19 protein-coding genes and 1 other RNA gene are annotated in these 23248 nt (G+C 72.3%); 3 read left to right on the top strand and 17 right to left on the bottom strand.

The features are described 5' to 3' along the window. Positions 1–47: 47 nt before the first annotated feature. From ACZ7D7_RS05280 to nadE, 4 genes are all read right to left on the bottom strand, one after another. Entirely contained in the window at positions 48–1199 is a 1152-nt protein-coding gene (locus ACZ7D7_RS05280) for a uroporphyrinogen-III synthase (RefSeq protein WP_470822563.1), read from the bottom strand. A 122-nt stretch (positions 1200–1321) separates the two neighbouring features. Then, positions 1322–2704, bottom strand: coding sequence for a nitrate/nitrite transporter (locus ACZ7D7_RS05275; RefSeq protein WP_470822562.1), 1383 nt, complete (start codon positions 2702–2704; stop codon positions 1322–1324). Between the two features lie 266 nt (positions 2705–2970). Next, positions 2971–3954 (bottom strand): hypothetical protein, encoded by a 984-nt coding sequence (locus ACZ7D7_RS05270; RefSeq protein ID WP_470822560.1) that lies wholly within the window; start codon positions 3952–3954, stop codon positions 2971–2973. Positions 3955–4084: 130 nt separating this feature from the next. Next, positions 4085–4915, bottom strand: a complete 831-nt coding sequence (gene nadE / locus ACZ7D7_RS05265) for an ammonia-dependent NAD(+) synthetase (protein ID WP_470822558.1) — start codon at positions 4913–4915, stop codon at positions 4085–4087. A gap of 481 nt (positions 4916–5396) precedes the next feature. Here nadE and ACZ7D7_RS05260 point away from each other — a divergent pair, with 481 nt between their 5' ends. Continuing rightward, positions 5397–5849 (top strand): phospholipase, encoded by a 453-nt coding sequence (locus ACZ7D7_RS05260; RefSeq protein WP_470822556.1) that lies wholly within the window; start codon positions 5397–5399, stop codon positions 5847–5849. Between the two features lie 55 nt (positions 5850–5904). Here ACZ7D7_RS05260 and ACZ7D7_RS05255 read toward each other — a convergent pair whose 3' ends face one another. The 4 genes from ACZ7D7_RS05255 to ACZ7D7_RS05240 form a co-directional block, all read right to left on the bottom strand. Then, positions 5905–7182 (bottom strand): acyltransferase family protein, encoded by a 1278-nt coding sequence (locus ACZ7D7_RS05255; RefSeq protein ID WP_470822555.1) that lies wholly within the window; start codon positions 7180–7182, stop codon positions 5905–5907. Continuing rightward, positions 7179–9371 carry a polysaccharide deacetylase family protein gene (locus tag ACZ7D7_RS05250; RefSeq protein ID WP_470822553.1) on the bottom strand — a complete coding sequence of 731 codons (2193 nt, stop codon included), beginning with the start codon at positions 9369–9371 and terminating at the stop codon, positions 7179–7181. Before ACZ7D7_RS05250 ends, ACZ7D7_RS05255 begins: the two co-directional genes overlap by 4 nt. Beyond that, the gene (locus ACZ7D7_RS05245; RefSeq protein WP_470822552.1) at positions 9371–11053 is read right to left on the bottom strand and encodes a DNA polymerase III subunit gamma/tau domain-containing protein; all 1683 of its coding nucleotides are present in this window, start codon (positions 11051–11053) and stop codon (positions 9371–9373) included. The genes ACZ7D7_RS05250 and ACZ7D7_RS05245 overlap by 1 nt, the downstream gene beginning before the upstream one ends. A 181-nt stretch (positions 11054–11234) precedes the next feature. After that, complete coding sequence (locus ACZ7D7_RS05240) at positions 11235–12203, bottom strand: LysR family transcriptional regulator (RefSeq protein WP_470822550.1); 969 nt, start codon at positions 12201–12203, stop codon at positions 11235–11237. 132 nt (positions 12204–12335) lie between these two features. Between ACZ7D7_RS05240 and ACZ7D7_RS05235 the strand changes: the two genes are divergently transcribed. After that, positions 12336–13712, top strand: a complete 1377-nt coding sequence (locus tag ACZ7D7_RS05235; protein ID WP_470822548.1) for an MFS transporter — start codon at positions 12336–12338, stop codon at positions 13710–13712. A gap of 197 nt (positions 13713–13909) precedes the next feature. Here the strand turns inward: ACZ7D7_RS05235 and ACZ7D7_RS05230 are convergent, their stop codons facing one another. From ACZ7D7_RS05230 to ftsE, 6 genes are all read right to left on the bottom strand, one after another. Further along, positions 13910–14893, bottom strand: coding sequence for an extracellular catalytic domain type 1 short-chain-length polyhydroxyalkanoate depolymerase (locus ACZ7D7_RS05230; RefSeq protein ID WP_470822547.1), 984 nt, complete (start codon positions 14891–14893; stop codon positions 13910–13912). 146 nt (positions 14894–15039) lie between these two features. Next, positions 15040–15440: a transfer-messenger RNA gene (ssrA, locus tag ACZ7D7_RS05225) on the bottom strand. A 128-nt stretch (positions 15441–15568) separates the two neighbouring features. After that, positions 15569–16048: an SsrA-binding protein SmpB gene (smpB, locus tag ACZ7D7_RS05220; protein ID WP_470822545.1), complete on the bottom strand. Its 480-nt coding sequence runs from the start codon at positions 16046–16048 to the stop codon at positions 15569–15571. A 47-nt stretch (positions 16049–16095) separates the two neighbouring features. After that, positions 16096–17265 carry a S41 family peptidase gene (locus ACZ7D7_RS05215; RefSeq protein ID WP_470822543.1) on the bottom strand — a complete coding sequence of 390 codons (1170 nt, stop codon included), beginning with the start codon at positions 17263–17265 and terminating at the stop codon, positions 16096–16098. A gap of 67 nt (positions 17266–17332) precedes the next feature. Further along, the gene (gene ftsX, locus ACZ7D7_RS05210; protein ID WP_470822542.1) at positions 17333–18250 is read right to left on the bottom strand and encodes a permease-like cell division protein FtsX; all 918 of its coding nucleotides are present in this window, start codon (positions 18248–18250) and stop codon (positions 17333–17335) included. 53 nt (positions 18251–18303) lie between these two features. Continuing rightward, entirely contained in the window at positions 18304–18993 is a 690-nt protein-coding gene (ftsE, locus tag ACZ7D7_RS05205; protein WP_470822540.1) for a cell division ATP-binding protein FtsE, read from the bottom strand. A 238-nt stretch (positions 18994–19231) separates the two neighbouring features. Between ftsE and ACZ7D7_RS05200 the strand changes: the two genes are divergently transcribed. After that, positions 19232–19423, top strand: coding sequence for a hypothetical protein (locus tag ACZ7D7_RS05200; RefSeq protein WP_470822538.1), 192 nt, complete (start codon positions 19232–19234; stop codon positions 19421–19423). 131 nt (positions 19424–19554) lie between these two features. Here ACZ7D7_RS05200 and ACZ7D7_RS05195 read toward each other — a convergent pair whose 3' ends face one another. From ACZ7D7_RS05195 to ACZ7D7_RS05185, 3 genes are all read right to left on the bottom strand, one after another. Beyond that, positions 19555–20421: a hypothetical protein gene (locus tag ACZ7D7_RS05195; protein ID WP_470822537.1), complete on the bottom strand. Its 867-nt coding sequence runs from the start codon at positions 20419–20421 to the stop codon at positions 19555–19557. 305 nt (positions 20422–20726) lie between these two features. Continuing rightward, entirely contained in the window at positions 20727–21833 is a 1107-nt protein-coding gene (prfB, locus tag ACZ7D7_RS05190; RefSeq protein WP_470822536.1) for a peptide chain release factor 2, read from the bottom strand. A gap of 73 nt (positions 21834–21906) precedes the next feature. Continuing rightward, complete coding sequence (locus tag ACZ7D7_RS05185; protein WP_470822534.1) at positions 21907–23163, bottom strand: serine/threonine-protein kinase; 1257 nt, start codon at positions 23161–23163, stop codon at positions 21907–21909. Positions 23164–23248 lie beyond the last annotated feature (85 nt).

The following is a 23248-nucleotide window of genomic DNA, read 5'->3' as shown; positions in this document are numbered from 1 at the left end:
CCGTGAACCCCTCACGTCGGCCACGGCGCTTCTCCCGGCGCGGGGCCTCACGCGTCGGCGTACTTCGCGTCCGCCGCCGGGTCCAGGGCGAGGCGGTAGCCGCGTTTGACGACCGTCTGGATCAGCTTGGGGGCGCCCAGGGCGGTGCGGAGCCTGGCCATCGCGGTTTCCACCGCGTGCTCGTCGCGTCCGGCGCCGGGCAGGGCGCGCAGCAGGTCGGCGCGGGCCACGACCCAGCCGGGGCGGCGGGCGAGCGCGCGCAGCAGGGACATCCCGGCGGGCGGCACGGGCTTGAGGTCCCCGTCGACCAGCACGGCGTGCCCGCGGATCTCCACCCGGTGGCCGGCGACCGGCAACGACCGTGCGCGGGCGGGCAGTTCCTGGCAGAGCAGCTGGACGAGCGGGCCGAGCCGGAAGCGTTCCGGCTGCACCGTGTCGATGCCCCGGGCCTGTAGCGGCACCGCCGTCACGGGGCCGACGCAGGCCGGCAGCACGTCGTGGCCGAGGGCCTCCAGCAGTTCGGGCAGCAGGCCCCGTTCCTCCGCGCGGGACAGCAGCGACACCGCGGCGGGCGCGCTGGTGAAGGTGATCGCGTCGACGCCCCGGGAGACGGCCGCGTCCAGCAGCCGGTCGACCGGTCCGAGGTCCTCCGGCGGCATCCACCGGTACACCGGCACCCCGACGACCTCTCCCCCGCCGGCCCGCAACGCCTCGACGAACCCGGGCAGCGGCTCGCCGTGCAGCTGTACGGCGACCCGGCGGCCCTCGACGCCCTCCTCCAGGAGCCGGTCGAGCACCTCCGCCATCGACTCGGACGACGGCGACCACTCCTCCGTGAGTCCGGCGGCCCGGATCGCGCCCTTCACCTTGGGCCCGCGGGCCAGGATGCGCACCCCGCGCAGCCGGGCCAGCAGGGCGTCGCCGAGTCCCCAGCCGTCGGCGGCCTCCACCCAGCCGCGGAAGCCGATCGCGGTCGTCGCGACCACGATGTCCGGCGCCTGGTCGATGATCTCCTTGGTCGCCGCGAGGAGTTCGCTGTCGTCGGCGAGCTGCACGATCCGCAGGGCGGGGGCATGCAGGACGGCGGCACCACGCCGCTGGAGGAGTGCCCCCAGTTCGTCGGCCCGGCGGGCGGCGGTCACCCCTACGGTGAAGCCGGCCAGGGGGCCGTGCTCGGGCTGCTGCTGTCGGTCGTCCATGGCTCTCGTCCCGCTCTGATTATTCACTCTCACGTGCCGGAAAGCGTTCACGTCCACGTGCCGAAGGAGCCTGTCAACGGCTCGTGACAGGCTCGGTTCGGACGTATGTCGCCGGTGTTACGTCACACCTGTGCGTAGCTGAGCTGCGGCTTCTCCTCGTCGGCGGCGGAGTCGGCCCGCACCTTGGCCGACGGACGACGAAGGTATACGGCATAGGTGACCACGAAGCAGGCCGCGTAGAAGGCGAGGAAGGCGAGGAACGCGCCGGTGCCGGAGCCGTAGGAGAGGAAGGACTGGCGGAAGGCGAGGTTGATGCCGACGCCGCCGAGCGCGCCCACCGCGCCGATCAGGCCCATGGAGGCCCCGGACAGCCGGCGTCCGTAGCGGGCGGCCTCCTCGCCGGTCAGGCCCTTGGCGAGGGCCTTGTTCTGGAAGATGCCCGGGATCATCTTGAACGTCGAGCCGTTGCCGAGGCCGGTCAGCACGAACAGCACCACGAAGGCGGCGGTGAACAGGCCGAGCGACTCCGCCATGGAGGCGTACACGAGGACGGCGGTGGCGGCGCCCATGGCCACGAAGGTGTAGAGGGTGATCCTGCCGCCGCCGTACTTGTCGGCGAGCCTGCCGCCCAGGGGCCGGATCAGCGAGCCCAGCAGCGGGCCGATGAAGGTGACGTACGCGGCCTCCAGCGGCGTACGGCCGAACTGGTTCTGCAGGACCTGCCCGAAGGCGAAGCTGTAGCCGATGAAGGAGCCGAATGTGCCGATGTAGATGAAGGACATGATCCAGGTGTGCGGGTCCCGCGCGGCGTCCTTGGCGGCGCCCGTGTCGTTCTTCACGGACGCGATGTTGTCCATGAACAGCCAAGCCAGGACGGCGGCGAGCAGGATGAGCGGGATGTAGATCCCGAGCAGGACGCGCGGCCCGCCGCTCGCGCCGATGATCGCCAGGGCGGCGAGCTGGATGACGGGGACGCCGATGTTGCCGCCGCCCGCGTTGAGGCCCAGGGCCCAGCCCTTCTTGCGCAGCGGGAAGAAGGCGTTGATGTTCGTCATGGACGAGGCGAAGTTGCCGCCGCCGATGCCGGCCAGCAGGCCGACGAGCAGGAACGTCGAGAAGGACGTGCCCGGTTCCATGACCACGAACGCGGCGACGGACGGGATGAGGAGCAGGGCCGCCGACACGACCGTCCAGTTCCGGCCACCGAAGACGGCGATCGCGAAGGTGTAGGGCACCCGGACGACCGCGCCGACCAGCGTGACCACCGAGGTCAGCAGGAACTTGTCGGCCGGGGTCAGCCCGTACTCGGGTCCCATGAACAGCACCAGCACGGACCACATGGTCCAGATCGAGAAGCCGATGTGCTCGGAGAGGACGGAGAAGAACAGGTTACGACGGGCGACCTTCTCCCCGGTCTCCTTCCAGAACGCCTCGTCCTCGGGATCCCAGTGCTGGATCCAGCGGCCCCTGCTCGGGGGTGCGGGCGCTGTACTCGGGGCTGTCATGACGCCTCCACGGTGCTCCGGGCTCAGGTCGTACTGCGAGTGGCTGAGTCCCGAAGGTAGGGAGGGCGCGTTTCCGCACTGTGGCACCCGGTGACCGGAAGGGAACGTTGCTCTCACCCCGGGGGCGGAGGGGGTGAGAGGTCCGGTGGGGCGGGGTGACGTGCCCCACAGGGGTCGGTGGCGTGCCTCACAGGGGGCCGGGTGCCGTGCCTCACAGGGGGCCGGGTGCCGTGCCTCACAGGGGGCCGGGTGCCGTGCCTCGGCGGTCAGTGCTGGGGCGGCTGCCAGTGGGGGTTCTGCTGGTGGGGGTGAGGCTGCTGCTGGGGGTACTGGGGCTGCTGCGGCTGCTGGGGCATCTGGGGTGCGGCGGGGTACTGCTGCCCGCCTGGGGCGGCGCCGTACGGGCCCGGGGCGGGCGGGGCGGGGTACTGGCCGGGGGCCGGGGCCGAGGGCTGGGGCGGGTACGGCACGCCAGGGGCGCCGGGCTGGGCGTAGCCGGAGCCGCCGGGCTGCTGGGCGGCGTAGCCCGGGCCGGACTGCTGGGCCGGGTAGCCGGGGGTGGCACTCGGTGCCGGGGTGCCGTAGGGGCCGGGGTTCGCGGGCATGGCGCCGGGGCCGGGGAAGGGGTTGCCCTGGCCGCCGAACGGGTTTCCGTGGCCCGGGAGTTGGGCGCCCGGAGGGAGGTAGCGGGTGCGACCCGCCTCGTCCGTCACCGGTGCGAATCCGGCCGCCTGGAGCCGGGCGGCGAACTTGGCGTTGCGCCGCCGGGTGACGACGAGGCCGACGCCGAGGATGGCCATCAGCGCGACCCACAGGATGATGCTCCACGCCGGGAAGCCGGTCTGGAAGGCGGTGATGAGGCTGCCGATGGTGACGCCGAGCGCGCCGTACGCCATCCGCTTCTCGGCGCTCTTGCCGGTGAGGTCGAAGTTGATCCGCGCCTTCAGCAGCTCCAGCGCGTCCGGCACGAACGGCGGGACGGAGACGCCGTCGCCCGCGTTCGGGTACTGCGCCCAGTTCTGCGCGGCGCGCGCCCGGGCGGTGGGACTCGGGTCCGGCACGATCAGCATGACGAGGGCGCTGTTGTTGCCGCCGCCCTGCCGCACGTCGGCGTACTCGTAGCCGAACTGCTGGGCCAGGAAGGCCAGTCGGGCGAGCTTCTTCACCGAGGCCATGGGGCTGGTGAGTTCGACGGGCTCGCCACTGGCCATCAGCCGCAGCATCTTCTGTATCTGCCGCTTGTCGCTCATCCGCCACCCACTCCTCACGCCGCCCGCGCCGTCCCCTTCGCCGGGGCGACGCGGGCAGTTTTCCACACCGGGGCGAACGGAGGGCCGCCGGTTTCACGGAGCGATCGCGGCGACGCCGGTTCTGCCGGTCCTACGGAGCGATCGGGAGCTGCCGCTTGTGCTCGGTGAGCCGGTAGCGCCGGACGATGGCCTCGAAGGCGGGCTCGGCGACCGGCTTGCCCTCCAGGAAGTCGTCGATGTCGTCGTACGTGACGCCGAGCGCGTCCTCGTCGGGCTTGCCCGGGTCGAGGGTCTCCAGGTCCGCGGTCGGGGTCTTCCACACCAGGGAGTCCGGGGCGCCCAACTTCTGCGCGAGGGCGCGGACGCGGCGCTTGGTGAGGCCGGTGAGCGGCACGACGTCGGCCGCGCCGTCGCCGAACTTGGTGAAGAAGCCGGACACCGCCTCGGCGGCGTGGTCGGTGCCGACGACCAGGCCGTCGTGCGCGCCGGCCACCGCGTACTGGGCGATCATGCGCTGCCGGGCCTTGATGTTGCCGTGCACGAAGTCCTGGTGGTGGGCGTCGCGGAACGCGAGGCCGCCGGCCACCGCCGCCTCCAGCGCCGCGTCGCTCGCGGGCTTCACGTCGACGGTCAGGACGCGGTCGGGCCGGATGAACTCCAGCGCGCGCTGGGCGTCCTGCTCGTCGGCCTGGACGCCGTACGGCAGCCGCATCGCGTAGAAGGTGGCGTCCTGCCCCGTGGCGCGCACCCGCTCCACGGCCAGCTGGCACAGCCGCCCGGCGGTCGAGGAGTCGACGCCGCCGCTGATGCCGAGCACGAGCGAGCGCAGCCCCGTGCCGGTCAGCCGCCCGGCGAGGAAGTCCACGCGGCGCTCGATCTCCCGCGCGGCGTCGAAGGACTCGCCCACCTGGAGGTCCCGGGCGATCTGCTGCTGGACGGCTGTGGACTCCGGGTCGCTCACGTCGGTCTGCTCCTCGCTCGTCCCCGCGGGGCCCGCGGGGTGGGGTTCGTGCTGCCCCGAGAACTTTAGGCGGGGCGGGCGGGAGCGGGAGCCGCGGGAGCGGAGTGCGCGGGCGCGGAAGCTGTGGGGCGGGCGCGCAAGCTGTGGGGCGGGCGCCGGATCGACTGTGCGCCCCCGGGCATCCCTCTGCTCCGACTGGAGTCCCGCTGGAAGCGGAATCCCGCGACGCCCACGGAGCACGCGCGAACGCCCGGACAACGCGCTGGTGGGGCCGGTGGGGCCCGTGTTGCCGCAGGGGCTAACGGAGCCTGCATGGAACTGCACGCCCTCTTGCCTTCAGGTTCATGTCAAGAGAAAGTCCCTCCAGCGCCACGCTACGCGCATAGCGTCACCCCCGCTCAGGAGCCAACTTCCGCGCACCACACGGCAGTTGCTCCCCAGGCCGTGCACCGGGACCCGGTGCACCTACTTGAGGAGTCCCATGCCCCGCACCGCTCTCAAGGGTCTGGTCGCCGCCGGCATCACCACCGCGACGATCCTCGCCACCGCCTCGGCCGCCACGGCCGTCCCCGCCAACAAGGCCCAGGTGCTCGCCAGCTGGACCCAGACCACCGCGACGAGCTACAACGCCTGGGCGTCGGCCGAGGCCAACCGCTCCGCCTGGTCGGCGTACGCCTTCAACTGGTCGACGGACTACTGCAGCTCGTCCCCCGACAACCCCTTCGGCTTCCCCTTCTCGAAGGCCTGTCAGCGGCACGACTTCGGCTACCGCAACTACAAGGAGATGGGCACCTTCTCCGCCAACAAGTCGCGCATCGACAGCGCCTTCTACGAGGACCTGAAGCGCGTCTGCAACCGCTACTCGGGCGGCACGAAGACCTCCTGCAACAGCACGGCGTGGACGTACTACCAGGCGGTCCGCGCGTTCGGCTGAGCGCCGGTCGTGTGACACGGGGCGCGCCGCCCTTCGCCGAGGGCGGCGCGTCCTGTCAGTACGTTCCGGCGGCCCGGCGGCCCCGGCGTGACGTGGTCTTCCGTGCGCCGTTCGGCCACAGGCGCGGCGTGCGTTTCGCCGCCACGTCCTCGATCCAGCCGACCGCGACGATCGCCAGGCCGATCAGCGGCCACACCAGGGCGAACATCCACAGCATGTATGTGGCGTCCAGCGCCGCCACCGCCCGCTCGCTCTGCATGAACGGCAGCTCGTAGAGCCGGTCCAGGATCGGGACCGTGGCCATGATCAGCATGTTGTGCCACAGGTAGATCGTGACTGCCCGGTTGTTGGACAGCGTCACCAGCTTGTCCCACTTCGCCAGCCTGCCCGGCAGTTCCCGCCACGACGGCGAGTACTGGAGCAGGATCACGACGAAGCCGAACGACCAGGTAGCCTGGGCCAGCGGGATGTCGTTGAGGTCCCAGCCGTCCGGGCCCAGGTGGTTCGACGCCCACCACAGCCCGAAGGCCATCAGCAACGACGCGCAGGAGACGGCGACATAGCGCGGGATCTGCTTCAGCAGGCCCTCCTGGTGGGCGAAGCCCAGCACCCAGCAACCGCCGTAGACCGCGAAGTCGGTGACCGCGTTGCCCGTCTCCCCTGGGATCTTCACCAGGGACGTGCCGACGACCGCCGTGAGGGCCAGCGGGGCCAGCAGCGTCGGCCAGGGAGCGCGGCGGAACGCCCACAGCAGGAGCGGGGACGCCACCACGAACCACAGGTAGGCGCGCAGGTACCACAGCGGGCCGGCCGCCTGGACCGCCCAGGTGTCCTCCAGCAGGCCGGACTTGGAGCCGATGTGCCAGGGGAACGGCGGGGCGCCGACCGGCACGATGTAGTTGAACAGCTCCACCAGCCCCCAGGTGGGGCCGTCGGACGACTCCTTCACCGGGTTCCAGCCGTTCACGAACATCAGCGCCAGCACCACCGCGCTGAACGCCCACAGCGGCGGCAGCAGCCGGCGCACGCGGCCCTTGATGACGCCCGGCGCCGGCCGCTTCAGGGAACGCGCCATCAGCGAGCCCGCCAGCGCGAACATCACGCCCATCGACGGGAACAGCACCGTCAGCCACGCCCAGCCGAACAGGTGGTAGACGACCACGCGGACCAGGGCGATGGAGCGCAGCAGGTCCAGGTAGCGGTCCCGGCCGGGCTTCGGCGCGGTGGGCGCCGCGGCGGCGGGCTTCGGTTCGGGCGTGGGCGTGGGTTCGGGCGTCGGCGTGGGTTCGGGCGTGGGCTGCGGGGACGTGCCCGTGGTGTAGCCGTGGGTCATGCCACGGGCCTCCGATCACTGCTGGTCCGGCCGCTCGGGACGGAACCGCCCGGTGCCTCCACGACCCCGGTCCGCCGCAGTTTCTGCCAGCGCAGGCGGCCGCCCGTGAGGGCCGTGATCCAGGACTGGAGGAGGACGACGTACATGAGCTGGCGGTAGAGGAGTTGCTGGAGCGGGAGGGAGATGAGGTGGGTCATGCGTTCGCGGTCGAGGCGGAAGGCGTAGGCCGCGCAGACCGCCTGGATCGCGAGGACGCCCAGCCAGGCCACGATCGTCTTCTGCGTCGGGCCGAAGACGAGGCCGTAGAGGAGGAAGATGTCGATCAGGGGGGCGAGGAGCGGCGCGAGGACCATGAAGAGGGAGACCAGGGGCAGGCCGACGCGGCCGAAGCGGCCGGACGGGCCGCTCTCGATCAGGGCCCTGCGGTGCTTCCAGATGGCCTGCATCGTGCCGTACGACCAGCGGTAGCGCTGGGACCACAGCTGCTGCACGGTCTCCGGGGCCTCGGTCCAGGCACGGGCGTTCTCCGCGTAGACCACGCGCCAGCCGTCGCGGTGCAGGGCCATCGTGATGTCGGTGTCCTCGGCGAGCGTGTCGTCGCTCATGCCGCCGACCCGCTCCAGGGCGCTGCGGCGGAACGCGCCGACCGCGCCGGGGATGGTCGGCATGCAGCGCAGCACGTCGTACATGCGGCGGTCGAGGTTGAAGCCCATCACGTACTCGATGTGCTGCCACGCGCCGATCAGGCTGTCCTTGTTGCCGACCTTCGCGTTGCCCGCGACGGCGCCGACGCGCGGGTCGCCGAAGGGCTGGACGAGTTCGCGGACCGTGGCCGGCTCGAAGACGGTGTCGCCGTCCATCATCACGACGATGTCGTAACGGGCGTTGGCGAGGCCGCGGTTGAGGGCGGCCGGTTTGCCCGCGTTGAGCTGGCGCACGACGCGGACGTTCGGCAGGCCCATCGCCTCCACGATGCGGGCCGTGCCGTCCGTGGAGCCGTCGTCCACGACGACGATCTCGATCGGGTGCTCGCTCGCCGTCAGGGAACGCACGGTGTTCTCGATGCACTTGGCCTCGTTGTACGCCGGGACCAGCACCGACACCGGTTCGGTCACCGGCGGGCCCCAGCGGAAGCCGCGGCGCCGCACCCGGCGGGCGTGCGCGCCGGACAGCAGCAGCATCAGCACGAACCGGCCGATGACGAGCGAGCCGATCACCGCGAGGCCGACCACCAGACCGTCGGTGATCTTCTCCGAGGCCTGGACCAGGAAGATCCACGCCTTGCCCTTCAGCGACTCGAGGCCCGCGACGGAGGTGTGCGCGCTGGGCGCGTCCAGGGCCTCGGTGAGGTTGTCGAACTCGTAGCCCCGCTCCTTGAGGTCGGGCAGCATCCGGTCGAGCGCCGCGACGGTCTGGCTGCGGTCGCCGCCGGAGTCGTGCATGAGGACGATCGCGCCCTGGCCGCCCTTGGGCGTGGCGCGGCGGATGATCTCGTCGACGCCGGGCCGCTGCCAGTCCTCGCTGTCGGTGTTGTTGAGGACGGTGATGTAGCCGCGCGAGCCGATGTACTGCGTGACCGGCCAGGACGCGTTGTCCATGGCGGCGGAGAAGGACGAGTACGGCGGCCGGAAGAGGGACGTGCGGATGCCCGCGGCGCCTCTGAGGGCGAGCTGGTTCTGGGACAGCTCCCAGTCGATGCGCTTCTTCGACTGGTAGGAGAGGTCGGGGTGGTTGAAGGTGTGCAGGCCGATCTCGTGGCCCTCGTCGACCATGCGCCTGACGAGGTCGGGATGGCGGGAGGCCATGGTGCCGGCGACGAAGAAGACGGCGTGCGCGTCGTGCTTCTTCAGGACGTCCAGGACCTTCGGCGTCCACACCGGGTCCGGGCCGTCGTCGAAGGTGAGGACGAGCCGGTGGTCGGGCACGCGCAAGGTGTCGGTGCGGCCGCCGCGGGTGTCGATGACCGGGCCGCCGTCGAGGATCCGCTGCGGCACCTTGTCGGTGGGGGCGGGCGGGCGGACGCGGTGGTCGGCGAGGATCTCGCTGTGCACGTAGCCGCGCAGCATCAGCATCGCCATCAGGGCGACGAGGAGGAGTGCGGGGAGCAGGAAGCGCAGTGGCACGCGGCGGCGCCGGGGGCCGCCACGGGTGCCGGTCGCGGCCCTGTGGCGGGGGGTGCGGGATGCCATCAGAGGACGTACTCCGGGGACGGGGAGGAGGAGGCGCCCAGCGCCTCGGGGGTGCTCGCGGGGGCGGGTTCGGTGTCGCCCGGTCCGGCGGCGACGGTGTCGGCCTCGACGGGGTCGCCGCCGGCGGTCTCCGTCGGTTCGGCGGTGGGCCCGGTCGGGTCGGGCGTCGGTTCCGGGTCCTCGGTGGCCGCCGGGGGCGTGGTCTTCGTGGGGGCGGGGTCGGCGCCGCCGCCGGTGCCGGGCCGGGGGGTGGACCGCGTGGCGGTCGGCTCCGGGTCGGCGCCGGGCTCGTCGGGGTCGGTCGTGACGCCGGGGGCGCCCGCGGTGGTGCCGGGGAGCGGGGAGTCGCTCGCGCCGGGCGAGAGGGAGGTGCCCGGTTGGGGGGCGGTGGCGCCGGTGGGTCCCGTCGACGGGGTGGGCAGCGGCGTGGTGTCGACCTTGCCCGCGGGCTGTTCGTCCTTCTGGCCGGGTACGGGCAGCCAGGGGGCGTCGGAGCTGCCGGACAGCAGGGTCGCGACGATGACGACGGCGTAGACCGCGCAGGCGAGGGCGACGGCCATGCCCAGGCGGCGGAAGTGGCGGCTGCGGCGGCCGGACTCGTCCACGAACACCGGCCCGTCCGACGCCTCCTGACCACCGGCGGCGGTCGCGGCCCTGCGGATCAGCCCGTCGCCGAGCTGTACGGCGTCGAGCTGCACGGTGACCTCGTGCGGGTCGACGGTGGGGTCGTGGGCGCCGGCGTCGAGGTCCTGCTGCCAGGGGTCCCGGGGGGCGACGGACCGCGCGGACCCGACACCGGCGGCACCGGGGGCAGTGGGGGCATCGGCGACACCAGGGGCCACGTTCAGCATGGTGGTGGGGGTGTCGGTGGCGGCGAGGGGGTGGCCGGGGGCGGCGGGGGTGCGGCCGAGGGCTCCGGAGGAGCCAGGGGTGCGGTCGGTGGGCGCGGGGGCGCGGCCCGGGGCGGACCGGTCGCGGCCGGGCGTGGTGGGGACGTGGCCGGGTGTGGAGGGGGCGTGGCCGGTCGTCGCCGCGGCGTTGCGGGCGGTCGCCGGGCCGTCGGTCCGCCAGGGACCGCGGGGGGCGGCGGGGTTGGCCGGGCCGGCGTCCACGCCACCGAGGCCCACGCCGAGGGCGGTCGTACGGCGATCCGCGGCCGAGCGGTCACCCGGCCGCTCAGGTATGCGGCGCTCGGGTATGTGGCGCTCAGGTATGTGGGGCTCGGGTACGCGGCTGTCGGCGTCGGACGTGCGGCGGTCGACGTCGGGTATGTGACGCTCGGGTGCGCGGCTGCCGACGTCCGGCATGCGGCGGTCGACGTCGGGTATGCGGCGCTCGACGTCGGGGCGCTGGCCGGAATTCGCCCCTCGGGGCGTTCCTCGGGCCGGTGTCGGGCCGAACCCCGCGCCCCCCGCCTGCTGCGGGAACGCTCGTGTCGGATCCGCCCGCGTCGGGTCCACCCTCGGCAGCAGTTCCGTCGCGTCGGTGGGCGGCGTCAGCCGGTAACGGCGGTCCAGGCGCAGGGTCTCCGGGCGGGCCGCGCCGGGATCCTCACCGGACGGGACCGGGAAGGCCCGCGTCGTCGGGTCGCCCGCGTCGTCCTCCGCCACCACCGGTATCTCCTGGGTCGCCGAGGCGACCACGGGCCATTCCGGTTGGGCGTCTTCTCGCCAGTTGTTCACGCGCGCGCTTCCCCCCACGGGACAGTTCTGGGTGCGCATAACGACCCCGAGCACCCGTCGATCGACCCGGGCCCCCACTCGGCTCGAGCGCCCCATTACCACACCGTGCTCAGGCGAAGAATGTAGCGCACGCGGAGGAAGTGTGGTTGCCGCGTGTCAGTCATGAGACGACATAACGGTCTCAGGTGGGGGTCATCACGTTCTCGTCGATGGCCGGAAGCCATCCCCCCGCCGGTCTCCGCAACCACCCCTGACCGGCACTGACCTGGGCCGCGGCCCGGCGCAGGGCGTCGAGCGCGGGATGCGCGAGTCGCTTTCGCCACACCAGGGACACCGGCGACAGCGGCACGGGGTCGACGAGGGGCCGCACGACCGTCGCCGGCAGGGCCGGGAAGCCCCGCACGGCGAGGATGGGGTTCCGGGTCTTCGCCATGATCCGCTGGAACTCCTCCTCCCCGATCGCGAGCGGCGCGGGTGGCGCGATTCGTATGCCCCGCCCCTCGAACAGCCGGCGCGCGAGGTCGGTCCACTCGGGGGTGCGGGGATTGCCGGCGCCCGCGTACACGGACTCCCCCGTGAGGGCGGCGAGCGGCACCTCGGACAGCTCGGCCAGCCGGTGGTCCTCGGGCAGGACGACGGCCATCGGCTCGTAGCGCACGGGCTGGTGGTCGAGGCCGGACCGCAGCGCCGGGTCGAGTCCGGCGAACCGGCCGAACGAGGCGTCGAGGCGGCCGGCGATCAGCTCCCCGGCGGCGTACGTCAGGCCGCTCTCGTAGCGGGCCATGAGTTCGTGCTCGGGGGCGAGTTCGCGGGCCCGGTGCAGGACGCTGCGGCCGGTGCTCAGGCCCGGCGAGTTCAGGTCGACGAGCAGCGGGCGGGCCTGGCCGAAGGCGGCGAGCAGCTCGTCCTGGGCCTGGAGGGCGCGGCGCGCGTACGGCAGGAGGCGCTCGCCGTCGGCGGTCAGCGTGACCTGGCGGGTGGTGCGGACGAAGAGGTCGACGCCGAGTTCCCGCTCCAGTCGCCTGATGTCCCGGCTGAGCGCCTGCTGGGCGACGTAGAGGCGGACCGCGGCGCGGGTGAAGTGCAGTTCCTCGGCGACGGCGAGGAAGGCCCGCAGCAGCCGGGGGTCGAGGTGGGTGGGTGCGGGCACCGGGCGAATTTACAACGCGGGTGCGTGAGTCGGTACCGGATTGCCGGGACGCCGCGATTCACAACCGGGGTGCGTCAATGGGTGCCGAGCAGGTGTTGGACCCCGTGATCACCGCCGGGCGACGGTGGATGCATGCCGCAGCCCTCCCCGCCCCCGCCGTCCCCGTCCCCGTCCCCGTCCTCGGCCCCGTCCCCGTCGCCGTCCTCGAAATCCCTCGTCCTCACCGTCACCGCCGACACCCTCGTCGCCGCCGACTTCGCCCCGCGGCGCGCGTCGCCCCGGCGCCCGCCCGGCCCGTACCGGCGTCTCTTCCGGCACCGCGGCGCCCTCGCCTTCACCGTGGGGAACCTGATAGCGCGCCTGCCGATGGGGATGTTCAGCGTCAGCGCCGTGGTGATGATCGCCGGGGCGCGCGGCTCGTACGCCCTCGCCGGTGCCGTCACGGCGACCGGCCTCGCGGCGACGGCGGTGGTCGCGCCGTGGACCGCGCGGCTCGTCGACCGGTACGGCCAGGCCCGGATCGCGGTGCCCGCCACGGCGGTCGCGGTGTGCGGCTCGCTCGCCCTGCTGCTGTGCGTGCGCCACGGCACCCCGGACTGGACGCTGTTCGCCGCCTACGCCGCCACCGCCACGACCCCGAACACCGGCGGCATGTCCCGGGCCCGCTGGGCCCACCTGCTCGGCGACGACGCCGAGGCGCGGCACACCGCGAACTCCTTCGAGCAGGCGGCGGACGAGCTGTGCTTCATGCTGGGCCCGGTGCTGGCGGCGTTCCTGTGCGGGACGTTCTTCCCGGAGGCGGGCACCCTCGTCGGCGCCGTGCTGCTGCTGACCGGCGTGCTCCTGTTCGCCGCGCAGCGCTCGACCGAGCCGCCCGTGCACCGGCGCACGCCCGCGAAGTCGCCGCTGCGCGCGCCCGGCATGCCGTCGCTGCTGGCGGTGTGCCTGGCGACGGGCGGGGTGTTCGGCGCGATGGAGGTCGTGACGATCGCGTTCGCGGACGCGCAGGGGCACCGTACGGCGGCCGGCGTGGTGCTCGCGCTCCAGGCGGCCGGTTCCTGCGCGGCCGGGCTGCTGTACGGCGCCGTCCGCCCGGCCGGTCCGGCGGAGTCCCGGCTGCCGTGGTGCGTGGCCGCGATGGCGGCGCTGCTGACGCTGCCGCTGCCGGCGGCGCTCACCGGTTCGCTGCCGCTGGTGGCGGGGGCGCTGCTGCTCGCCGGGATGGCGACCGCGCCGACCATGGTCACCACGATGACGCTGGTCCAGCGCCGCACCCCCGAGGGCCGCCTCAACGAGGGCATGACGCTCGCGGTCACCGGCCTGCTGGGCGGCATCGCGTGCGGCAGCGCGACCGGCGGCTGGACCGTGGAGCACGTGTCCCCCGCCGCCGGGTACGGCGTCCCGCCGGCGGCGGCGACGGTGGCCCTCCTGCTCTCCTGCACCCTGCTCCGCCGCCCGCGACCGGCGGAACTCCCGTCCCCGGCCGCGACCTCGCGCACGGGGACGTGACCCGCCCGAAGCGGGTGGTGGAGCGCGGCACGTACGACGTCCCGGCCGCCTCCCCTTCAGCGGACGCGCGGGCGCGGGCGGCCCGGCGGGTCACCGGCGCGACGCCCCCGCCGAAGGACCGGGCCGGGCCACCCGCGCCGAACTGGGCGCGGGCGCCCGTGAGTTCCCCGCCCGACCGGCGGGTGCCGCCTGCCGGGTCAGCCGAGGCCCCAGGCCCGCCCGAGCCGGTACGCGGCGCACAGGTTCACGTCGAGGATGTAGGCGCCGGCCGTGCCGCACTGCTCGGCGCCGCTGCCCGGGTCGACGGGCTGCCCGTGCCCCATGCCGGTGATCTCGTACGTCTCGACCACGGCGTTCCCGGCCGGGCCCCGGTAGACCCGGTGCGGGTACCCGGCGACGGTGTCGGCGACATCGGCGGTCTGGTCGGCGCGGTGCACGTTGGTCCACTGCTCCACCAGGTCGGTCATGTTGACCGGCTTCACCGTGTAGTCGGCGGTGCCGTGCAGCACGGTCAGCGTGGGCCACGTCCCGGTGTACCCGGGCCGCGCGGCCCGCACCCGGTCGCCCCACTGCTGCGGGGTCTGCGTGGCACCGACGTACATGCACACGTACGGCGACCCGGCGGCCTGGGCGCAGCCGTACGGCAGCCCGGCGACGACGCCGCCCGCGGCGAACTTCTCCGGGTACGCGGCCATCATCACCGACGTCATGCCGCCGCCGGCGGACAGGCCGGTGACGTAGACGCGGGACGGGGCGCCGGAGACGTCGGCGAGCTGCCGGTCCACCATCTGCGCGATGGACGCGGCCTCGCCCTGGCCGCGCTGGATGTCGCCGGTCTGGAACCAGTTGAGGCAGGAGGAGGCGTTGTTGGCGCTCTGCTGCTGCGGCAGCACGACGGAGAAGCCCCAGCGGTCGGCGAGTTGGAGCCAGCCGCTGCCGGTGCCGTAGCCGGAGGCGTTCTGGGTGCAGCCGTGCAGGGCGACGACGACGGGCCGGCCGGCGGGCAGTCCGTCGGGCACGTAGCGGAACATGCGCAGCGCGCCGGGGTTGGTGCCGAACCCGGTGACCTCCTGGAGGGAGGCCGCGCGGGCGGTCGTGGGGGTGAGAAGGGCCGTGAGCAGGGCAACCAGGACGGTCGCCAACAGGAGGCGGGGGGATGTCGCGGCTCTGGTCGGTGTCATACCGAGGGACGGTAGAACCGTGAACCACCGACGGATATGGAGCCGGGCCCCACATCGGCCATGCCCAGCATGGGGTCAGCCTCCAGACCGCGCCCGCCACGCAAGAAACCCCCGACCGGTTTCCCGGGCGGGGGCTCTTCATGGGGTGGTGGAGATGGCGGGAATCGAACCCGCGTCCAACGGTGCGGAACCAGGGCTTCTCCGTGTGCAGTCCGCTGTGCTTTTCTCAGCCCCGGAGATCACGCGGACGAGTCTCCGACGGGCTCAGTCACTGTTTGGTTTCCCTCTACACCCCGTGACCGGGCCTAGAGGTTTAGTTCCCTAGCTGATGCCAGGATCCGGGTCGGGAACAGCCCCGGGCTGACACTCCCTTAGTAGGAGGCTCGCTCTGCTACCTGAGATCAGGCAGCGAGGGCGAAGGCCTGCTGGGAGGAATCGCGCTTGGTGTTGGCGATTATTTTTTTCGGCCTGTGGTTTACGAGATCATGGCCGCTTCCTCGACACGCTTCCCCTGCTTCGACAGCCGCTGTCGAAACCGATCATCCCCATGTTGATTTGACAAACCGCGCACCCGCTGTGAGGTGCAGATGCCATCGTACGTGACCAACGTGCGTCGATGCCACCGTATTCCCGGGGCGCGCTGCCCCAGGTCAGGCCCCGGCCCGGTCCCGTGGCTCAGGCCCGCTGCTTGCGGCGGATGGCGGAGATCACGCGGTCGGCCTCGCGGCGGTCCTGCTTCTCCCGCAGCGTCTGCCGCTTGTCGTACTCCTTCTTGCCCTTGGCCAGCGCGATCTCGACCTTGGCCCGGCCGTCCTTGAAGTACAGGGCGAGCGGCACGATCGTGTGCCCCGTCTCCTGGGACTTCGACTCCAGCTTCTCGATCTCGGCGCGGTGCAGGAGCAGCTTCCGCTTGCGGCGGGCGCTGTGGTTGGTCCACGTGCCCTGGCTGTACTCCGGCACGTGCACGTTGTAGAGCCACGCCTCGTGCCCGTCGAGCTGCACGAAGCCGTCGACCAGCGACGCCCGGCCCTGGCGCAGCGACTTCACCTCGGTCCCGGTGAGGACCAGACCGGCCTCGTAGGTGTCGATGACGAGGTAGTCGTGCCGCGCCTTCTTGTTCTGCGCGATCAGCTTGCGCCCTTTTTCCTTAGCCATAGTCCGCCCATTTTCGCACTACGACGGGGGTCGGCGGGAAGCCGTTTTCACTCGGCGTCGCCGAGGCCGCTGAGGACGGTCTCCGCGCGGACCAGCGCCTCCCGGTCCGCCTCCAGGTCGGGCGTGATGCCCCGCCCGTCGACGCCCCGCCCGGAGGGGGTGCGGTAGTGGCCGACGGTCAGCTCGGCGACGGAACCGTCGGGCAGCCGGCTCGGCATCTGCACCGAGCCCTTGCCGAAGGTCCGGGAGCCGACGACCACCGCGCGGCCGCGGTCCTGGAGGGCGCCGGTGAGCAGCTCGGCCGCGCTCATCGTGCCGCCGTCGACCAGCGCCACCAGGGGCCGGTCGGTGTCGCCGCCGGGCTCGGCGTGCAGGGCGCGCTGGGCGCCGTCGACGTCGTAGGTGGCGACGAGGCCGCCGTCGAGGAAGGCGGACGCGGCGGTCACGGCCTCGGTGACCAGCCCGCCGGAGTTGCCGCGCAGGTCGAGGACGACGCCGGCGGCGGCCGGCGCCCGCCGTACGGCGCTGCGGACCTGGTCGCCGGCGCCCTTGGTGAACGCGGCAACCTTGATCACGGTGACGCCGCCGGGCAGGGTTTGCACGCTGACGGATTCGGTGGTCAGCCGGGCGCGGCGCAGGGTCTCGGTCCACGCGCGCGTGCCGCGCTCCAGGCCGAGGCGGACGGTGGTCCCGGCGTCGGCGTCGGTGGCGTCGCCGCGCAGGAGGGCGACGACCTCGGTGACGGGCCGCCCGGTGACGCGGTGGCCGTCGACGCCGACGAGCCGGTCGCCCGCGCGGATCCCGGCGTCGGCGGCGGGCGAGCCGCTCTTGACCTTCGTCACCTCGATACGGCCGTCCCGCTCGCGCCGGGCCCACAGCCCGACGCCGGTGTACTGGCCGTCGAGGGTCTTCTCGAACTCCTCGTACTCGCCCTGCGAGTAGACGGCGGCCCAGCGGTCGCCGCTGCGGCTGACGGCGCGCTCGGCGGCCTCCACGGGGGACTTGCCGTCGGCCATCGCCTCCTCGGCCGCCCTGGCGACGTCCTCGTGGTGACCGGCGGGGGCGGCCGAACGGGCCGTGTCCGGCGCGGGTTTCGGCTCGGGAACGGGCAGCGAGCCGGTCGCCGCGCCGGCGACGAGGACGCTGGTGAACACCAAGGTCAGGGCGGCCCCGCGGCGCAGGCGGCGGGGCTGACAGAACAGGTCACGACCTGACATGCCGGTGAGTCTAGGACAACGCAAGGGGCCGTACGGCCGGTTGACCGTACGGCCCGCTTGGCATGTGTCACACCTTCAAGTACTTGCGCAGCGCGAAGAACGCGGCCAGCGCGGGCATCAGGAAGCTGGTGGCGAGGATGAGCGGCAGCTTCGCCAAGAGGGCGTCCCAGCCGATGAAGTTGATCAGGTTCAGCTTCTCGGAGAGCGCGAGTCCGTGGTCGATGATGAAGTACCGGCCGACCACCAGGAAGGCGCAGGCGACACCACCGCCGATGAGTCCGGCGACCGCGGCCTCCATGATGAACGGCGCCTGGATGTAGAAGCCGGAGGCGCCCACCAGGCGCATGATGCCGGTCTCGCGCCGCCGGCTGAACGCCGAGACGCGCACGGTGTTGACGATCAGCATCAGCGCGACGACGAGCATCAGCGCCATCACCGCGCGCGCGGCCCAGTTCATGCCGTTCAGCAGCCCGAAGAGGTTGTCCAGGATGCCCTTTTGGTCCTGCACGGACTGCACGCCGTCGCGCCCGTCGAAGGCGGTCGCGATGACCTGGTACTTCTCCGGGTCCTTCAGCTTGATGCGGTACGACTCCTGCATCTGGTCCGGCGTGAGCGAACTGGCCAGCGGGGAGTCGCCGAACTGCTCCTTGTAGTGCTTGTAGGCCTCGTCCTGCGACTCGTGGACGACGTTGTCGACGACCGACATCTTCTTGAGGTCGGCCTCGATCTCCTTCTTCTGGTCCTCGGTCACCGCGCCCTTGGCGCAGTTGGGGTCGGACTCGGCGTCGCTCTTGTTGCAGAGGAACACCGAGACGTTGACCTTGTCGTACCAGTAGCCCTTCATGGTGTTGACCTGGTCGCTCATCAGCAGCGAGCCACCGAACAGGGCCAGGGACAGGGCGACGGAGACGATGACGGCGAACGTCATCGTGAGGTTGCGGCGGAGACCGACGCCGATCTCCGACAGGACGAACTGGGCGCGCATGGCGACTGGTTATGCCTTTCCGTGGACGGTCATCGGGCGGCCGGTTACGGCGGTCAGTGCTGGTAGCCGTAGACGCCGCGGGCCTGGTCGCGGACGAGGCGGCCCTTCTCCAGCTCGATGACGCGCTTGCGCATCTGGTCCACGATGTTCTGGTCGTGCGTGGCCATGACCACGGTGGTGCCCGTCCGGTTGATGCGGTCGAGCAGCTTCATGATGCCGACGGAGGTCTGCGGGTCGAGGTTGCCGGTGGGCTCGTCGCAGATGAGCAGTTTGGGCCGGTTGACGAAGGCCCGCGCGATGGCGACGCGCTGCTGCTCACCACCGGACAGCTCGCCCGGCATGCGGTCCTCCTTGCCGCCGAGCCCGACGAGGTCGAGCACCTGCGGCACGGACTTGCGGATCTCGCCGCGGGACTTGCCGATGACCTCCTGCGCGAACGCGACGTTCTCCGCGACCGTCTTGTTCGGCAGCAGGCGGAAGTCCTGGAACACGGTCCCCAGCTGGCGCCGGATGTGCGGCACCTTCCAGTTGGAGACGCGGGCGAGGTCCTTGCCCAGGACGTGCACCTGCCCGTGGCTGGCCCGCTCCTCGCGGAGGACCAGCCGCAGGAAGGTGGACTTTCCGGAGCCGGAGGACCCCACGAGGAACACGAACTCGCCCTTCTCGACCTCGAGGGACAGGTCCCTGAGGGCTGGGCGGGTCTGCTTGGGGTAGACCTTGGACACGTTGTCGAATCGGATCACGGATGCACCACGGGTCGCCGGGGGTAGATGAGCGTGACCATACGCGAACCGGGCAGCGCGGCGCAGGCACCGGCAGCGGTTGCGGGAGGGTTGTGCGTTTTTGTGCGCCGATGCGGGCGTGGCCCCTCCGTACGCGACCCCGGGGCGGCTTCCCCGGGAACCTGGCACAGTGGAGGGGAACGTTCGCGGCCCCGTGGACGTTGACGAGGGTGGAACCGGTGCAAGGAGGGCGAAGCGCATGACGTACGACCGGTTGGTGTGCGCGAACTGTGCGGCGCCCGTGGCCGAGGGCCGGTGCCCGGTGTGCCGGGCGAACCGCGAGCGGCTGCAGCAGGGGAACTTCTTCGCGGGACTGAACCCGATGGCGCTCATCGCGCTGCTGGTGGTCCTCATCGCCGCGGTGGCCCTCCTGGCCCACCAGGGCGCGTAAGGGGCCCAGAGCCCCGCACAGGGCTTTCTCGGACGGCTGAAGGCTTCATGAAGAAGGGCCCGGAGCGGTGTGCTCCGAGCCCTTCTTCTCGCTCTCGCGCTGTGCCCGCGTTCCGTCGCGGACGGTTACCGTCAGGCAGCGGCGCCGCGGCCGGCCATGAGGCGCGGCAGGAAGCGGAAGCCGATACCGCCGGCGATCATCGTCGCGGCGCCGACCAGCAGGAACGTGGTCTCCGCCGCACCGGTCTCGGCGAGCTCCTCGCCGGTGCCCTGGGCCGAGGTGTCGGAGCCCGTGGCCGCCTCTTCGGTGCCGGTGTCCGTCAGGGAGGAGGAACCCTCTTCCTGGGCGGAGTTGTCGTTGCCACCGTCGGGGTCGGTCTGGTCGCCACCGCCGGTGGACCCACCAGTGGAACCGCCGGTGGAGTCGTCGCCACCGCCGGTGCCGCCGCCGTTGCCGCCGTTGCCGCCGGTGCCACCGCCGTTGCCGCCGGTGCCACCGCCGTTGCCGTTGCCGTTGGTGCCGCCGCCGTTGCCGTTGCCGCCGGTGGACTGCTCGCCACTGGTGCCACCGGTGGTCTGCTCACCGCTGGTGCCGCCCGTGGTCTGCTCACCGCTGGTGCCACCGCCGACGATGCCGCCGACGACGCCGCCCACGGAGCTGCCGCCCTCGGTACCACCCTCGGTGCCGCCCTGAGTGCCACCCTCGGTGCCACCTTCAGTGCCGCCCTCGGTACCGCCCTCGGTACCGCCCTCGGTACCGCCAGAGGTCTGCTCGCCGCTGGTACCACCGGTGGTGGTGTCGTCGTCGCACTCCGGGTCGACCACGATGTCGCACGGGTCCTCGCCGACGCTGACACCAACGCTGACGCCTTCCTCGCCGCCAAGGTTCACACCGATGTCCAGGGCCGAGGCGGCACCCGCGGCGGTCAGCGAGGCACCGGCGGCGATCACGGCGCCGGCCGCTATCCGCGCGACACGGATCCGCGTCTTCTTCGTCATGTGATTGCTACCCCCAGTAGCTGATCGTCAATGAGGCGGCGCTCGGGGCCGTGATCGACGGAGGTAGCTGAAGTGAAGCCCCCCGGTTCACATGCGCCCCAGAGATACGCATGCCAAGGCTTCACCCTTCCCACTTTTCAAAGCAACGTCAAGGCCGTTGCGTACGCGATGTCCAACTACGGGGGCTTTGCGGAATATTGAAGCTGTGAGTGTGATGTAAAACCCAGACACACGGTGCACAAAAGGCAACTGCCGCCCGGAAGGCGGCAGTTGCCATGTCGACAAAACACCCCCTGCGGGGCGGGTTACTTCTCCTGCTGCTTGCGCCAGCGAATTCCGGCCTCCAGGAAGCCGTCGATCTCGCCGTTGAACACGGCCTCCGGGTTGCCCACCTCAAAGTCGGTCCGCAGGTCCTTGACCATCTGGTACGGGTGCAGCACGTAGGAACGCATCTGGTTGCCCCACGAGTTGCCGCCGTCGCCCTTGAGGGCGTCCATCTTGGCCTGCTCCTCCTGGCGGCGCCGCTCGAGCAGCTTGGCCTGGAGGACGTTCATGGCCGTGGCGCGGTTCTGGATCTGGGAGCGCTCGTTCTGGCAGGACACCACGATGCCGGTCGGGATGTGCGTGATGCGCACCGCGGAGTCGGTGGTGTTCACGCCCTGGCCGCCGGGGCCGGAGGAGCGGTAGACGTCGATGCGCAGCTCCGACTCGTCGATGTCGACGTGGTCGGACTGCTCGACGACGGGCAGCACCTCGACGCCCGCGAAGGACGTCTGCCGGCGGCCCTGGTTGTCGAAGGGCGAGATGCGCACCAGCCGGTGCGTGCCCTGCTCGACGGAGAGCGTCCCGTAGGCGTACGGCGACTGCACGGCGAAGGTGGTCGACTTGATGCCGGCCTCCTCCGCGTACGACGTCTCGTAGATCTCCGTCTTGTAGCCGCGCTGCTCCGCCCAGCGCAGGTACATGCGCTGGAGCTTCTCGGCGAAGTCGGCGGCGTCGACGCCACCGGCCTCGGCGCGGATGTTGACCAGCGCCTCACGGGCGTCGTACTCGCCGCTGAGGAGGGTGCGGACCTCCATCTCGTCCAGCGCCTTCTTGACGGCGGTGAGCTCGGACTCGGCCTCGGCGCGGGTGTCCGGGTCGTCCTCCTCCTCGGCCATCTCGAAGAGCACGGCGAGATCGTCGATCCGGCCGCGCAGGGCCTCCGCCTTCCTGACCTCGGCCTGGAGGTGGGAGAGCCGGCTGGTGATCTTCTGCGCCTCGTCCGGGTTGTCCCACAGGGACGGCGCGGCCGCCTGCTCCTCGAGCACGGCGATGTCTGCCCTCAGCTTGTCGAGGTCCAGAACGGCCTCGATCGACTCCATGGTCGAGGAGAGGGACTTGAGCTCTTCGGATACATCGACGACTGCCACGCCCTCCAGCGTAACGGCTCCGCCGACCGGCCCACGCCGGTGTGTGCGGGACCACCCGGCCCGGGGCCACGGCTCAGGGGGTCACGGGTGCCGAGTTCTCGGTGTCGCGCGGCGTCGCGTCCGCGTCGTCGCCCGAGGTGGCCAGCCAGGTGCCGACCCCGAGCGCCGCGACCAGAAGCGCGGCGCCCGCGCCGAGGGCGATCCGGCGCCGCCGGGCCACCGCGCGGTTGCGGGCCGAGCCGGGGCGGGGCGAGCCGGCCGCGCGCGGGGCCCGGGCCGTGCCCCGGGCCCCGCCCGCCAGCTCGTCCGGCGCCGGGACCCGCATGGACGTGTGGGTGTCGCGGTTGGCGTCCGTGGGCCGCGCCCCCGGCACGAGCGGCACCGCGCCCCGCCGCCGCACCGCCGCCTGCGGACGCCCGCCCGGCGCGGGTGCGCCCGCCGCCGGTTCCTCCTCGGCCTCCTCGGCCGGCTCGACGTCGGGCTCGTCGACGTCCAGCGGCGGCATCCCGGCCAGCATCGGCAGCAGCTCCCGCAGTCGGCTGCCGAGCTCCGAGGCGCGCAGCCGGGAGGCCGGGGCCTTGGCGAGGCACTGCACCATCAGCTGCCACAGCTCGTCGGGGATGCCGGGCAGCGGCACCACCGTCTCGGTCACGTGCCGGCGCAGCACCGCGCCGGGGTGGCCGCCGCCGAACGGCGTGAAGCCGGCGAGCAGCTCGTACAGCACCGTGGCCAGGGCGTAGATGTCGACGGCCGCGCGGGGCGGCAGGCCCTCGACGATCTCCGGGGCCAGGTAGTCGGGGGTGCCGATGATCTTCGTGGCACGGCTGCGGCGCGGGGTGTCGATGAGCTTGGCCACGCCGAAGTCGGTGAGCAGCGCGCGGTGCGAGCCGCCGGGGCCGAGCGGGCCCTGCATGTCCAGCAGGACGTTCTCGGGCTTGACGTCGCGGTGGACGACGCCGGCGGCGTGCGCCGCGGCCAGCCCGTCCGCGACGTCGGCGGCGATCGCGACGGCGGCCTCGGGGGCGAGGCGCCGCTCGCGTTCCAGCCGGGTGCGCAGGTCGGTGCCGCGGACCAGGTCCATGACGAGCGCGAGGTCGTTGCCGTCGACGACCAGGTCGCGCACGGAGACGATGTTGGGGTGCTCCAGGCCGAGCAGCGCCGTCCGCTCCTGCACGAAGCGGCCGACGAGCTCCTGGTCGGAGGCGAGGTCCTCGCGCAGCAGCTTGACGGCGACGGGACCCTCCGGTCCCTCGCCCAGCCACACCGTGCCGGCGCTGCCCCGGCCCAGGATCTGGTTCGCGGTGTACCGGCTGCCGATCTTCCGTGCCAAGACTGCTCCTACAGACGCGTGTTGTCGCTAAAACTACGCGTCCGAGGAGCCAACCTTCACCGCCGAGGCGGAAATCACCCGCTGG

It is taken from the genome of Streptomyces sp. NPDC037054, from assembly GCF_055606745.1.
Note: the sequence above shows the minus strand (reverse complement) of the source record. Positions and strands in the feature narration are given on the sequence as shown.